Consider the following 13883-nt stretch of genomic DNA (forward strand, 5'->3'; position numbering starts at 1 on the left):
TGTCGGGAAGTTGTGCGGGAAGTTGAGTCCGTTTGCGTGCGATTTGCGATACTCTTGTTGGTAGTAATGCCCGGACAGAGCTTGATTACGGGTATTTGAAACGATTCTGCATCCTGCGCGAGTGGGATGAATGCCCGGTGTACTGCACCGGATTTGGCACTGAGAAGGAGATCGGCCCCCTATGGATTCAAAGCCGGCACAGAATATTCAGGATACGTTCCTGAACACGGTCCGCAAGGATAAGAGCCCCATCACGATCTACCTGGTGAGCGGCGTGAAGTTGACGGGCAAGATTCGTTCGTTCGACAAATACTCGGTGCTACTGGAGAACAACAGCCAGGAGCAGTTGATCTTCAAGCACGCAATATCGACGGTGGTAAGCGGACGTGCGGGGATGCATACGGATGGCCGTCCTGAGAGCCGTCCGCATAGCGCCACGGTTGGCGGGCATATTGGCGGATCGGCTGAGCCGGCGACTGCCGGGGACTGAGTCCGGAGATCGTCAGAGGTTAATGCCTGGTCGGACTTGCTCTGGGATACTTGCTTCGGGATTGTTGATCCGGGGCAAGGCTTCGTTTGCTATCCGACATACGCCTCATTGCTGGAATGGCTGATTTTGAGGGCTGTTCGGCAGAAAATTAAATGGATGTTGATGGTCGATTTTGGGAGTCGAGTCCGGTATGGGGAGGCTGTGCTGTAATCGCGCAGTGTGGCCGTTTACCGACGTATCGGGTTTGACACTCCTCTAAGTCGTTTAGTAGAAATAGTAAGTAACCCAGAGAGCTTTAGAAATTCCAGAACGCCGGTGAACGACTTTCCCGGCAGATGAGTGAAGAGGTTTCGGGCGGTTTAGCGTAAGCGGCTGTCCTCCATCCATGAATGAGATCCTGAATCAACTTGGCGCGCTGATCCTCGGCTCGATACCGACGATGGTGCTTTTTATCGTGCTGGTGATCGCGTATGGCGTGCTGGTACGGCGGCCGCTGGAGAATATCCTGGCGAAGCGCCGCGCTTTGACCACGGGCGCACTGGAGCAGGCAAAGGGCGCGATGAGCGCGGCCGAGGCTGAGACGGTGGTGTTTGAAGACAAGCTGCGCGGAGCCAAGAGCGAGATCTTCCAGGCTCGCGAGGCGAAGCTGAAGGAATGGAACGGTCAGCGGGAGCAGTCGCTGGCGCAGGCACGCACCGTCACGCAGGAGAGGGTGGCGGCGGCCAAGGGCGAGATTGAACGGAGCATGGCTGAGGCGATGCAGCAGATTGAAACGATGAGCGGTGAATTGAGCGCTTCGATCATCAAGGCTGTGTTGCCCGCGGGCGTGAACGGCGCGGAGGTCGCGCAGTGAAGAAGACTTCGATGAGCAAGATGATGAACAGGATTGCGTCCATTGCCGCGCTGGCTGTGTTGACGCTGGGGCTTTGCGCGCCGGTGTATGCGCAGGCGATGAAGGCTGACGATAGCGGACGGCAGACGACGCCGGCTGCGAACTCGAACGAAGCGAACCAGGGTGAGGTGGATGAGACTGCGGAGTATAAGCAGTCAGCCGTGGTGAAGAAGCTAGGCGGCATGATGGGAATGAAACCTGCCCAGGCCGCGTTGCTGTTTGAGGTCATCAACTTTGGCATTCTGGCGGTTCTGGTGGGTGGCTTCCTGCTCAAGGCTCTGCCGAAGGCGTTCCGGAATCGCACGACCTTGATCCAGAAGCATCTGGTGGATGCGCGTACGGCGACCGAAGAGGCCAGCGCGCGGATGAGCAGCATCGAAGATCGGCTGGCTCAGCTCGACGGGCAGATTGCGACGATGAAGACGCAGGCCGAGACGACGCTGGCTGCCGACGAGCAGCGGATGAAGGTTGCGGTCGAGGAAGAGACTGCAAAGATTCTGGCTTCGGCCGAGCAGGAGATTGCCGCGGCGACGCAGCATGCACGCAAGCAGCTTCAGGCGCACGCGGCTGAGCTGGCGATCGAGCAGGCGGCACGTAAGCTGACCATCTCTGCTGAGACGGATCGGCTGCTGGTGCAGAACTTTGCACGGCGGCTGGCGGGCGACGACGTGAAGGGCGGGCAGAACTAATGGCCGGTCAGAACGTCTTTGCACCACGCTACGCGCAGGCGTTCGCTGAGGTTGCGGCTTCCGCGAATCTGGACGTCAATCTTGCACAGCAGCAGATGAAGGACTTTGCCGGGACTTTGGCGGATAGCCCTCAGCTTCTGGAGATTCTGGCCGATCCCTCGCTCTCTTCTGAGAAGAAGCTTTCGATTCTGGATGCGGTGGCCGAGAAGATCGGCATGTACCGCGAGGTTCGGAACCTGCTTGCGGTGATTATGGATCATCACCGGCTGCACGATCTGCAGGAGATCGTTGCCGCGTTCCACCAGGTTGCCGAGGCCGGCGCTGGAGTGGTCGAGGCTGAGGTGGTGAGTTCGCGGGAGTTGAATCCGGACGATCGGGCGCAACTGGAGTGGGAGATCTCAAAGCTGGCGGTAAGCCGGGTGAGCGTGACCTACACGCAGGACCCGACGCTGCTGGGCGGGGCGGTCGTGAAGATCGGATCGACCATCTATGATGGTTCGGTGAAGGCGCAGTTGGAGCAGATGAAGCAGGCGCTGACCCGGAGTTAGTTGGGTTTTGTAACAAGTTTTGAACGCGTGAGTGTGGCGCGTGGACCACAGAAGATTTTGAGTTTGGAATAGGACTGAGACGAGATATGGCACAGATCAAAGCTGACGAGATAACCGAGCTGCTTCGGCAGAAGATTGAGAACTACGAGCAGAAGGTCCAGGTGGACGAGGTCGGAACGATCATGTCGCTGGGCGACGGAATCGCGCGCGTGCATGGCCTGGACAAGGTCATGGCAGGCGAACTGATCGACTTCCCGCATGGCGTGGCCGGACTGGCGATGAACCTGGACGAAGACCAGGTGGGCGCGGTGCTGCTGGGCGACTACACGCTGCTGCGTGAAGGCGACCAGGTGAAGCGGACCGGCAAGATCATGTCCGTTCCCGTGGGCAAGGAGTTGATTGGGCGCGTGGTGAATGCGCTGGGTCAGCCGATCGACGACAAGGGACCGATCAATGCCACGCAGACGCTGCCGGTTGAGCGGCTTGCGCCGGGCGTTATCGACCGTCAGAGCGTCAAGGAGCCGATGGCTACGGGCATCAAGGCGATCGACACGATGATCCCGATCGGCCGTGGACAGCGTGAACTGCTGATCGGCGACCGTCAGACGGGTAAGACCGCCATTGCGCTCGACACGATTATCAACTCCGCCAAGAACAACCTGATCTGCATCTATTGCGCGGTTGGACAGAAGCGCTCGTCGGTTGCGCAGGTTGTGCAGACTCTGGAAGAGTACGGCGCGATGGCGTACACGATCGTGGTTGCCGCGACTGCTTCCGAGCCGGCTCCGATGCAGTACCTGGCACCGTTTGCCGCGACCGCGATGGGCGAGTATTTCCGCGATAACGGCATGCACGCGCTGATCATCTACGACGATCTTTCCAAGCACGCTGCCAGCTACCGTGAGATCTCGCTCCTGCTGCGCCGTCCGCCAGGGCGTGAGGCGTACCCCGGAGATGTGTTCTATCTCCACTCGCGTCTGCTCGAGCGTTCGTCCAAGGTTTCCGACAAGCTGGGCGGCGGTTCACTGACGGCTCTGCCGATCATCGAGACGCAGGCCGGTGACGTTTCGGCTTACATTCCGACCAACGTGATCTCGATCACGGACGGCCAGATCTTCGTCGAGACCGACCTCTTCAACTCCGGCGTTCGTCCGGCAGTGAACGTGGGACTTTCGGTATCGCGTGTGGGATTTGCCGCTGCGACCAAGGCGACCAAGCAGGTTGGTGCGACGCTGAAGCTGGATCTGGCTCAGTATCGTGAGTTGGCTGCGTTCTCGCAGTTCGGCTCCGACCTGGATAAGGTGACGCAGAACCAGTTGAACCGCGGTGCACGTCTCGTCGAGCTGCTCAAGCAGCCGCAGTACAAGCCGCTTTCGGCTGAGAAGCAGGTTGCCATCATTTACGCCGGTGTGAACGGGCTTCTGGATGACGTTGAAGTGAAGGACCTGCGGGCGTTCGAGGATGGGTTCTACCCGTATCTCGAGTCGGTCCAGCCTGCAATTTTGACGGACATCGCGACGAAGAAGGCACTGGACGATGATCTGAAGGCGCGCCTGAAGGCCGCCATCCTCGACTATAAGGGCGGCTTCCTGGCCGATCACAAGCAAGAGAAGGCAGTGGCGGCGGCTAAGTAGCCGGCGACCTAAGGACATATGGCAAACGTACTCGATCTACGACGCCGCATTCGCAGTGTGAAGAACACGCGGCAGATCACGAAGGCCATGAAGATGGTCTCGGCTGCGAAGCTGCGGCGCGCGCAGGAACGCGCGATGCAGGCGCGGCCTTACGCGCAGATGCTGGTCAATGTGCTGGAGTCACTGGTGCGGCGCACGGATCTTTACAATGACGTGACCGGCAACATCATGCATCCTCTGCTGGTGGAGCGCGAGGAGAAGAGCGTTCTTCTGATCGTGATCGCCGGAGATAAGGGCTTTGCGGGCGGGTTCAACTCGAACGTGGGCAAGGCGGCGCAGAAGTTTATCGATCTCCGTTCCGCGAAGGGTCAGAACGTCGACCTGGAACCGATCGGGCGGAAGGCGATCGGCTTCTACAAGAAGCGCTACTACGCGGCCCAGTACGACAAGACCGAAGAGCACTACGACAACGATCTTTCCACGCACTACGAGACCATCCGTCAGCGCAAGGGACAGATTGAGGTTGCAGCCGAGCATGCCGACCTGCTGCTGAAGGCGGAGTTCTCTGCCGTGACGGAGATGGCGAAGTCGATCATCGCTCGTTACGAGCGGGCTGAGATTGACTCGGTTTACATCGTCTACAACGAGTTCAAGTCGGTGCTGTCGCAGCGCATTGTGGTTGAGAAGCTGCTGCCGATCATCAAGCTGGGCACTCATACGATCGAGAGCTCGGAGGAGATGACGGAAGAGCAGCGGGATGCGGCGGTCAAGGCAGCAGAGGCCGAAGGCATCAGCGTTCATGAGCCGGCTGGCACTGCGATGGACGAGGAAGCGAAGAAGTTTGGGACGGCGGATGTCGATTATATTTTCGATCAATCGCCGGAAGAGCTTTTCCGCCACCTGATGCCGCGGTATGTGACGACGCAGATCTTCCATGCGCTTTTGGAGTCTACGGCTGCGGAACATGCGGCGCGTATGACGGCCACGGATGCTGCGACGAAGAATGCAGGAGATCTGATCGATTCGCTTTCGCTGACCATGAACCGGGTTCGGCAGGCGGCGATTACGAAGGAAATTATTGAGATTGTGAGCGGTGCGGCTGCGCTGTAAGCGACCGAAACGAGAGGATTATGGCTGATAACGTAGGAAAAGTGATATCGATCAGCGGCCCGGCCGTTGATGTCCAGTTCGAAGAGAAGAACATGCCGCCGATCTTCCAGGCGCTGCGGATCACGGGTGAGGGCTTTAAGACGCCGAATCCCGTGAACGTGGTGGTTGAGGTTCAGCAGCACCTTGGCGAAGGCCGCGTGCGCTGCATCGCAATGGTTGCGACCGAGGGCATGGTTCGCGGAATGAACGCGCATGACACGGGCAACGGCATCATGGTGCCGGTGGGCCGCGAGACGCTTGGGCGAGTGCTTAACGTGCTCGGTGAGCCTGTGGATGAGCTTGGCCCGGTGAACGCAAAGGTTCACATGCCGATCCACCGCCAGGCTCCCGCGTTCGACGAGCAGTCGACGTCCGAGGAGATGTTCGAGACGGGCATCAAGGTCATCGACCTGATCCAGCCGTTCTTGAAGGGCGGCAAGATCGGCCTGTTCGGCGGCGCCGGCGTGGGCAAGACGGTCGTCATTCAGGAGTTGATCAATAACGTTGCGCAGCAGCATGGCGGCTTCTCGGTTTTCGCGGGAGTCGGTGAGCGTACGCGTGAGGGTAACGATCTCTGGCATGAGTTCCAGGAGTCGGGCGTTATCGATATCAACGACTTCAACAAGAGCAAAGCGGCCTTGATTTATGGGCAGATGACCGAGCCCCCAGGGGCGCGTCTGCGCGTGGCGCTGACCGGCCTGACCGTCGCCGAGTACTTCCGCGACGAAGAGGGTGCGGATACGCTGCTGTTCATCGACAACATCTTCCGGTTCACGCAGGCGGGTTCCGAGGTTTCGACACTGCTTGGGCGTATGCCTTCGGCCGTGGGTTATCAGCCGAATCTCGCGACCGAGATGGGTGAGCTTCAGGAGCGCATCACCTCGACGAAGAAGGGTTCGATCACGTCCGTGCAGGCTGTGTACGTGCCCGCCGACGACTTGACCGATCCGGCTCCGGCGACGACGTTTGCCCACCTGGATGCTACAACTGTGCTTTCGCGTCCGCTTTCGGAGCTGGGTATCTATCCGGCTGTCGATCCGCTGGCTTCCACCTCGCGTATTCTTTCGCCGCGGGTTGTGGGTCAGGAGCACTATGACGTGGCGCAGGGTGTGAAGCGGATTCTGCAGCGTTATAAGGATCTGCAGGACATTATCGCGATTCTGGGTATCGATGAGCTGTCGGAAGAGGACAAGATCACCGTGGCCCGTGCGCGTAAGGTTCAGCGCTTCCTTTCGCAGCCGTTCCATGTGGCCGAGATCTTTACCGGTATCCCCGGCGCTTATGTGAAGGTTGCGGATACGGTGCGGTCATTCAAGGAAATCATTGAAGGCAAGCATGACCACATTCCGGAGCAGGCCTTCTATCTGAAGGGCGGCATTGAGGATGTGCAGGCTGCTGCTGAGAAGATGAAGAACGCGTAAACCATGGCAAACACAGGACAAGACGGGAAGTTGGCGGTTCGGCTGGTAACGCCGGACCGCGTGTTGCTCGACGGTTTTGCCGACGCGGTGGAGCTTCCGAGTGCCTCCGGGTACCTGGAGGCGCTGTACGGAGCTGCGCCGTTGCTGGCGGAGCTCGGTGCGGGTGAGGTTCGGCTGCATGGCGGGGATTCCGACGGCAAGGTGTTCTTTGTGGCGTGGGGCTTCGTCGAGGTGCTGCCGGAGCGGGTGACGATTCTGGCGGAGACGGCGTTGAAACCAGAGGAGATCGACCGTGCGGCTGCTGAGGCTGAGCTGAAGCGCGGCGAGACGATGTGGTCCGAGGCCGGGGATGACGGCGCCAAGTACGATGAGGCGAACGAACTCACCCGGAAGGCTGAAGAGGAACTTGCTTCGGCTGACCATCGGTCGCAATAGCACCACAAATTACCACAAACGAACCACAAATTGCTGGTGAATGACCACGTTGAGTTATGGTGAAACCCGCGTTCTACGCGGGTTTTGTCGCGTTTGTGCATGGTAAAAAACGTGTTTGGCCCTTGGCGTGCGTTCATCTCCTGTTAACATATGGCGCTTTTTGGGGGGGAGGAGGCGATGGAAGGTCGGGTTTCGCCCGATGCCCACCCTAACCACGATGAGGCTGCGGTGAGGATGGGGCACACGATACGTTGCCCCATCCGTCGGCGAGGGGCGGCTGCTCTGAACCTTTGAGGATTCGGGGACATCTTATGGGAGATGTTTATGGGGGGTATTTTGAGCAAGCTTTTGGAGCCTTTGAAGGTTGGTGCGTTGACGTTGCCGAATCGTGTGGTGATGGCGCCCTTGACCCGTTTACGGGGGACTGTGGATCATCTGCCTACGGCGATCATGGCGGAGTATTACGCGCAGCGTGCGGGTGCGGGTTTGATTATTTCTGAGGGAACTCCGGTGTCACCGATGGGTGTGGGATATCCGCAGGTTCCGGGGATCTGGTCGAAGGAGCAGACGGAGCTTTGGAAGCCTGTGACGGATGCGGTGCATGAGGCGGGCGGACGGATCTTTGCGCAGATCTGGCATGTGGGGCGGGTCAGCGATCCGCTGTACCTGGGCGGGAAGGTGCCGGTCTCGTCGAGCGCGATTGCGCCGGCCGGGACGGTGACGTTGCTGCGCCCGAAGAAGGAGTTTGGGGTGCCGCGGGCGTTGGCGAACGATGAGATCAAGCATGTGATCGAGGAGTTCCGGCAAGGAACGCAGAATGCCAAGGACGCGGGGTTCGACGGGGTGGAGATCCACGGTGCGAACGGGTATCTGCTGGACCAGTTTCTGCACTCGGGATCGAATGAGCGGGATGATGAATACGGTGGACCGCTGGAGAATCGGGCTCGTCTGCACCTGGAGGTGGCGGAGGCTGCGAGTTCGGTGTTTGGGGCGGATCGGGTGGGGATGCACCTGGCTCCGCGCGGCGACGTCATGAGCATGAGTGACGAAAATCCGCATGAGGCGTTCGTGTACCTGGCGGGTCAGCTTGGAAAGCTTGGGCTGGCGTTCTTGTGTGCGCGGGAGTACTTCGGGGATGACCGCCTGGGGCCGGAGCTGAAGAAGGCTTTTGACGGGGTCTATATCGCCAATGAGAAGTACACGCAGGCGCAGGCGGAGCATGTGATCGAGGCCGGTGAGGCGGATGCTGTGGCGTTTGGGAAGCTGTTTATCTCGAACCCGGATCTGGTTGAGCGCTTTGCTGCGGGGGCGGAGTTGAACGAGCCGGATGTACCTACGTTCTATACGCATGATGCTGCTGGTTATACGGACTATCCGGCGCTGGCTTAAGAACAAAGCAAGGCGTAACGAGGATAAAAGGATAGGAGCGGGATAAGAACCGGCAAAGGCCAATCTATTGGCTTTTGCCGGTTCTTTTCTGTTTGTTCGTTCGAGGAGGCTTGCTCAGGGCTTCGCTTTCGGTTTGGTGGAGGCCGGTCTCTTTGGCGTGGGTGGCGTGGGCGTTGAGGCCGCCTCGGGGAAGAGGACGGCTCCTGTGGTGAGGAGGGTCATGAGGTTTTCCGCGGTTGCCCTGGAGGATTGCTTTCCCTTGTTGGCGCGCCAGATGTCGGCTGCGGCGAGGAGGACCTCAAGGGCGATGCGGGAGGTGAGGATGTTGGCGGGGTCGTCAGGCGCGGTGTTGGTGGCCTGGGCGAGGAGGCGGGCTAGTTCACGCTGCTGCTCTCCGAGGTAGTCCCAGAGATGGGCGCGGGCGGCGGGCGACTGGCCGAGGATGGAGCGGACGAGGAGAGCGTGTTTGGGCTCTTTGTCTTCAATGGCGAGGACGGCGAAGATGGCTTCGGCGAGGGCGCGTTCTACGGGGAGATCTTTCAGGCTGAGGGCGAAGACCTCCGAGAAGCGGGCGGTGTTGCCCATGAAGCTGGCGAGGACGATGGAGTCCTTGGTGGGGTAGTAGCGGTAGAGGGTGGAGGGGCTGACGTCAGCGGCCTCCGCGATGGACTCCATGGTGGTGGGTTCGAAGCCGTTGCGGCTGAAGAGCGTCATGGCTTCTGCGACGATGCGGTCGCGGCTGCGCTGTGCCTTTTTTTCCCTGAGACCCATGAGGGGATTCTATCTCAAGAAAAAGAATGAATCTATTATTTGGTGGTAACTGTCAAAATGATGTGACATTCATAATCTGGATTTTAAGAAAGGTTTTACCATGATGCGTTCTATGAAAAGCGTACTTCGTTCTTCGGCTTTAGCGGCTTTGGTTTTGATGTTGTCGGGATCGACGGTTCATGCGGAGGTGGGCGGTGCCGAGGCGCGGGAGGCGGGTGCGATCCGCGAGGTGAAGGCGGTTTATGGTCTGCCGGGGATTGCAGCGAATGCAGACGGAGTGCTTTCGTTCAGCTTGCGGACGATGCGGTTTACGACGGATCAAGGGTCGTATGAGATTGAGCGGCAGAGGATTGTCGGGGTCTCGGATGGGGACGAGCGGGTGGAGAGCTTTGGGACCAAGGGCAGGGTGGTGCGCATGCTGATTCCTTATGGCGGCGGCTTTGCGGTGGCTGCGGTGGCGCACAAGAAGGTAGGGCTGCTGACGATCGAGTTTACGGATGCGGCCGGGGATTATCACGGGGCTGTGTTTGTGCTGAACACCGATGACATGGGGACGGCGCTGGGGCAGTTGGATGTTCATCCGCCGTCGCTGTATGCGCCTGCGCTGGCGCCGGTTGCGTGCCCTGCGAGCAAGGTGCGAGCCGATACGGTTCGGGTGGAGGAGATTGGGGCGGAGCTGCAGTCGGATTTTCCGGCTGAGGATCGGGTGCTGCTGTACGAGCACCTGGTGGAGCGGCTGAAGAGCGAGAAGAGCATTGAGGCGGTCTATCGGGCGGGCGGAACGAGGACGGCGGGCGAGTGCGCGGAGTTCACGGTGACGGTGCGGGCAGAGGCGTTCAAGAAGGGCGACCAGGCAGTGCGCGCGTCGCTGGGACCGCTGGGACACTTTGTGGGGACGACGAAGTTGAACTATCACCTGACGGTGAGGACACAGGATGGGACAGCGATCGTGGATCAGGAGATGAAGAAGTCAGAGGGGTCCGATAGCGATAGCTTGAATGTGACGAAGGCGATCAGCAAGGCGGTGGTGAAGAGTTTGAAGAAGTCTCGGAAGGAGTTGCGGAAGACGCAGATGGCTTAGGGAGGATAAGGGATGAGTGTTAGCTCGATTCCCCGGCCGGTTGGGCGGAAGAACAGGCAGCGGCCAGAACGATGGCGCTGCCTGTCTTGTGTGATTGGTAACTGGTGTGTGTGCTGCGAGTGTTTCTAGTTCCGGTTGCCGAACTGCCAGTTGAGTTTGCCGAAGTAGGAGCGGGCATCGCCAACGAAGCCGCCGGCTCCGTTGGCTGCGGTGAAGTAGCGGGTGTCTGCGAGGTTGCGGACGCCGAAGGCTCCGGTGAGTTTGTGGGTTTTGAAGTTGGCTACGAGGTCCGCGGTGGTGTAGGAGGGGATGGAGTTGGTGTTGAGGAGATCGGCGAACATGCTGCTGCGGTTAGTGAAGCCGCCGGAGAAGGAGAGAGTCTGCTGATGGCTGAAGGGGATGTCGTAGGTGGTCCAGAGGTTGACGATGCGGTTTGGCACGCCCTGAGGGCGGCGGCCGGTGGCTGCAGGGCTAGAGGGGTTGTTGGTGAGCGCGGCGTGCATGCCGGTGCCGTTGGCGTTGAGCTTCCAGTGATGCGTAAGGGAGAGCTCGACTGAGCCTTCACCGCCCTGGGTGAGCTGGTCGTTGAAGACGGGGATGTCGCTGACGAGAGAGAAGACGTTATCGCGTTTGACGTGGAAGGCTGCTGCGGTGATGAGGATGCGGTCGTTGAGTGCGGCGGCCTTGATGCCGGCCTCATACTGGGTGCCGGTTTCAGGGGCCTGAACGCCGTTTTGCGTAGCCTCCGAGTTGAAGTTGACGAGGTTGCTGTGGGCTACGCCGAAGAAGGCGTTTACGCCGGGGAGGACGCGATAGACGGTGCCTACATTCCAGCTAAAGGGTGTGTCGTTGCGGCTGAAGGTGCTGGGTGGCTCGATGAGGACGCCGTTGCCGAGGCTGCGGCCGGGAACGAAGATCTGGGGCGCGAGGGTGGTCTGCCAGAAGTCCTCACGGCCACCGACGCGGAGCTTCCAGCGGGAGGTGAGGTCGATCTGGTCTGTGGCGTAGAGGCCTTCGTAGGTGGCGCGGAGGTCATCGAGGAAGCCGGAGTGGGTTGCGTCGCGGAGGAAGACGAGCGATGCGCGGGAGGTTTCAGGAATGACGGGCGCGAAGATGTTGGCGATGTTCTGCAATGAGGCGGTGGCGCGGTTGTCCGCGATGGACTGGTGCTGGATCTCGACGCCGGTGAGGAGGGTGTGGCGGATGCGGCCGGTGTGGAAGGTGAAGATGGGCTCGGCTTCGTAGTCGAAGTCGTTGACGACGTCGTGCTGGTTGCGGAGTTGGCGTCCGGTGAGGGCAGTGCCGACGACCCCGCCGCCGTCTCCGTTGCGGAGGATGGAGAGGTTTCTGTACATGTACGAGAAGCGGTTGTTGACGGTGAGGAAGGGTGCGGCCTGCCAGACGTCTGATGCGGTGAAGCGGCCGATGGCCTGGTTGCCGAAGCTGAAGGGGGTGGAGTATTTGGTGTCGCGCGGGACGACGGAGATGGGGGTGTGGTTGAGGTAGATGAGGCCGGCGGGGTCGGGGACGGCCTGGAGTTCGCGGCCATCTGCTGCGAGGAGGAGGACGTTGCGGCTTGTGGTGTAGCCGAGGGTGGGGCGGAGTTCGTAGTCGCCGCCGGGGAGGGCTCGGTAGCCGTCCTTGTGCTGGAGGAGGGTGTCGATGCGGTAGTCGAGACCGTGGATGGGGGTGGAGCCGGTGAGATAGGCGCTGCCGGAGTAGAGGCCGAAGGAGCCGGTCTGGAACTGGAGACCGGTGCCGAAGCGGGGCGACGGGGTGTAGTGGACGAGGTTGATGGTGCCGCCGGGAGGTCCGGAGCCGAAGAGGGAGGAGCCGGGGCCTTCGAGGATCTCGACGCGCTCTACGCCGTTGAGGGAGTGGGGGATGCCGTTGCGCTCGTCGCCGTCTGAGAAGCCGTCGTTGTAGATGCGGGCTTCCAGGCCGCGGATCTGGAAGCGGTCTGCAAAGCCGAAGCCGTCGGTTCCGCCCTGGATGACGCCGGGGGCGTTGCGGACGGTGTCGGCGAGGACGAGGTCGCCCTGGGATTCGGAGAGGCGGCTGGTGATGACGGAGATGCTCTGCGGCATATCCTCCAGCATGGTGCCGGTCTTGCCTACGGTGGGGATCTGCTGGAGGGCGTCGGTATCACTCTGGACGGCGACGGAGAAGGAGGCGGACTGGAGGGTGAGGTGAACGGGCCAGTCCAGGATGCCGGTGGCGGAGACGTGGAGGGAGGAGTTCTCGTAACGGGAGAAGTTGGGGGACTCGATGGTGAGGGTGTAGGTTCCGGCGGGGAGGGAGGGGAAGTCATAGCTTCCGCTGGCGTCCGAGGAGACTGTCTTTTCTGGGCCATGGCCGGTGAGGGTGATGTGAGCGCCGGCGAGGGCGGCTCCTGAGGGATCGAGGACTGAGCCGCGGATTTCGGCGGTTTGTGCGACGGCGGCGAGTGGGGCTCGAAGTGCGAGGAATGCAATTGGAACGAGACGTTTGAAACGGGTGCTGCTGCGCATGATCTCTCCATGCCGCGTAATCCGACCGTTGTGGTCCTATTTATATGCGACCAATTCAGTCTGATTTATGCGGTGAGGAGAGATGTCACGGAGATGTCACCAGGTTGTCGCTATTTTGTGGTGGCTGGTGGTCAGGTGAGGCGCTGGAGGCGGGCTATTAGTTTTTCGGCCAGGGGTTCGCCGGATTCTGTCCAGAGGAGGCGGCTGGAGATGTTGCAGTGCTTTTCTACCGAGAGGGTGAAGGCTAATAACATCTCTATGTTTTGCTTGATGTGCTTGGCGGCTTCGGCTTTGGCTTCCTCGTCTTCGAAGGAGAGGATGGGGAGGTCGTTTTCTTCGTCTTCCGGGTCCTCGATGATCCAGGGGGTGTCGAGGCCGAAGTCTACGCGGATGTGGCCGTTCTGCTCGAAGGTGGAGTCGTCGAAGTCCGGGCCGAAGCCGAGGAACTTGACGGTGGTGGGGATGGGCTTCCAGAGGATGTCGAGTTCGGCTCCTTCGATCTCGCCCTGGGGTTGCGGGAGCCAGAGGTTCCACTTCATCTCGAACTCGTAGGCGGTGTCCTCGTGGAGGAGCTCGGTGGCTTCGGCTACGGCGTTCTCGATGATGGAGGCGGAGGTGTCTTCGGATTCTGCGGCGCGTTGGTCGAGGACGAACTGGCGCTGATAGATGGGGGCTTCGTTGAAGCTGACGGGATAGGCGGCGGAGGCGGAGACGCGCGGGATGCCGGAGATTCGGGCGAACTGGCGGAGGACCGAGACCATGGTGGCAGGGAGCGAGTCGAAACGGAAGTTGGGGAAGAAGAGGGAGAGGTAGAGCTGGTCAGCCATAAGTACAGTTTAGATGCAGGGGTGGGGTAGTGGTGATTCAGTGGTGG

The 13883-nt window shown here is 60.3% G+C and carries 13 protein-coding genes; 10 read left to right on the plus strand and 3 right to left on the minus strand.

What is annotated here, in order from left to right; translation table 11 throughout:
• Positions 1-181: 181 nt before the first annotated feature.
• From hfq to ACIX9_RS05795, 9 genes are all read left to right on the plus strand, one after another.
• Positions 182-490, plus strand: coding sequence for an RNA chaperone Hfq (gene hfq / locus ACIX9_RS05755; protein ID WP_013579535.1), 309 nt, complete (start codon positions 182-184; stop codon positions 488-490).
• Between the two features lie 385 nt (positions 491-875).
• Positions 876-1343: a F0F1 ATP synthase subunit B family protein gene (locus ACIX9_RS05760; protein ID WP_013579536.1), complete on the plus strand. Its 468-nt coding sequence runs from the start codon at positions 876-878 to the stop codon at positions 1341-1343.
• Positions 1344-1354: 11 nt separating this feature from the next.
• Positions 1355-2071 (plus strand): F0F1 ATP synthase subunit B family protein, encoded by a 717-nt coding sequence (locus tag ACIX9_RS05765; protein ID WP_013579537.1) that lies wholly within the window; start codon positions 1355-1357, stop codon positions 2069-2071.
• Entirely contained in the window at positions 2071-2619 is a 549-nt protein-coding gene (atpH, locus tag ACIX9_RS05770) for an ATP synthase F1 subunit delta (RefSeq protein WP_013579538.1), read from the plus strand. Before ACIX9_RS05765 ends, atpH begins: the two co-directional genes overlap by 1 nt.
• 86 nt (positions 2620-2705) lie before the next feature.
• Positions 2706-4253 carry a F0F1 ATP synthase subunit alpha gene (atpA, locus tag ACIX9_RS05775; protein ID WP_013579539.1) on the plus strand — a complete coding sequence of 516 codons (1548 nt, stop codon included), beginning with the start codon at positions 2706-2708 and terminating at the stop codon, positions 4251-4253.
• Positions 4254-4271: 18 nt separating this feature from the next.
• Positions 4272-5363: a F0F1 ATP synthase subunit gamma gene (locus ACIX9_RS05780; protein ID WP_013579540.1), complete on the plus strand. Its 1092-nt coding sequence runs from the start codon at positions 4272-4274 to the stop codon at positions 5361-5363.
• Positions 5364-5383: 20 nt separating this feature from the next.
• Positions 5384-6823 (plus strand): F0F1 ATP synthase subunit beta, encoded by a 1440-nt coding sequence (gene atpD / locus ACIX9_RS05785; RefSeq protein WP_013579541.1) that lies wholly within the window; start codon positions 5384-5386, stop codon positions 6821-6823.
• Between the two features lie 3 nt (positions 6824-6826).
• Positions 6827-7258, plus strand: coding sequence for an ATP synthase F1 subunit epsilon (gene atpC / locus ACIX9_RS05790; RefSeq protein ID WP_013579542.1), 432 nt, complete (start codon positions 6827-6829; stop codon positions 7256-7258).
• Positions 7259-7594: 336 nt separating this feature from the next.
• Complete coding sequence (locus ACIX9_RS05795) at positions 7595-8647, plus strand: alkene reductase (RefSeq protein ID WP_085940628.1); 1053 nt, start codon at positions 7595-7597, stop codon at positions 8645-8647.
• A gap of 114 nt (positions 8648-8761) precedes the next feature.
• Here the strand turns inward: ACIX9_RS05795 and ACIX9_RS23570 are convergent, their stop codons facing one another.
• Positions 8762-9418 (minus strand): TetR/AcrR family transcriptional regulator, encoded by a 657-nt coding sequence (locus tag ACIX9_RS23570; RefSeq protein WP_013579544.1) that lies wholly within the window; start codon positions 9416-9418, stop codon positions 8762-8764.
• 112 nt (positions 9419-9530) lie between these two features.
• Here ACIX9_RS23570 and ACIX9_RS05805 point away from each other — a divergent pair, with 112 nt between their 5' ends.
• Positions 9531-10499 (plus strand): hypothetical protein, encoded by a 969-nt coding sequence (locus ACIX9_RS05805; protein ID WP_157477343.1) that lies wholly within the window; start codon positions 9531-9533, stop codon positions 10497-10499.
• A gap of 125 nt (positions 10500-10624) precedes the next feature.
• Here ACIX9_RS05805 and ACIX9_RS05810 read toward each other — a convergent pair whose 3' ends face one another.
• Both ACIX9_RS05810 and ACIX9_RS05815 read right to left on the minus strand, forming a co-directional pair.
• Complete coding sequence (locus ACIX9_RS05810) at positions 10625-13009, minus strand: TonB-dependent receptor (protein ID WP_013579546.1); 2385 nt, start codon at positions 13007-13009, stop codon at positions 10625-10627.
• A gap of 131 nt (positions 13010-13140) precedes the next feature.
• The gene (locus tag ACIX9_RS05815) at positions 13141-13836 is read right to left on the minus strand and encodes a hypothetical protein (RefSeq protein ID WP_013579547.1); all 696 of its coding nucleotides are present in this window, start codon (positions 13834-13836) and stop codon (positions 13141-13143) included.
• Positions 13837-13883: the final 47 nt, after the last annotated feature.

Source organism: Granulicella tundricola MP5ACTX9, assembly GCF_000178975.2.
Classification (GTDB): Bacteria; Acidobacteriota; Terriglobia; order Terriglobales; family Acidobacteriaceae; genus Edaphobacter; species Edaphobacter tundricola.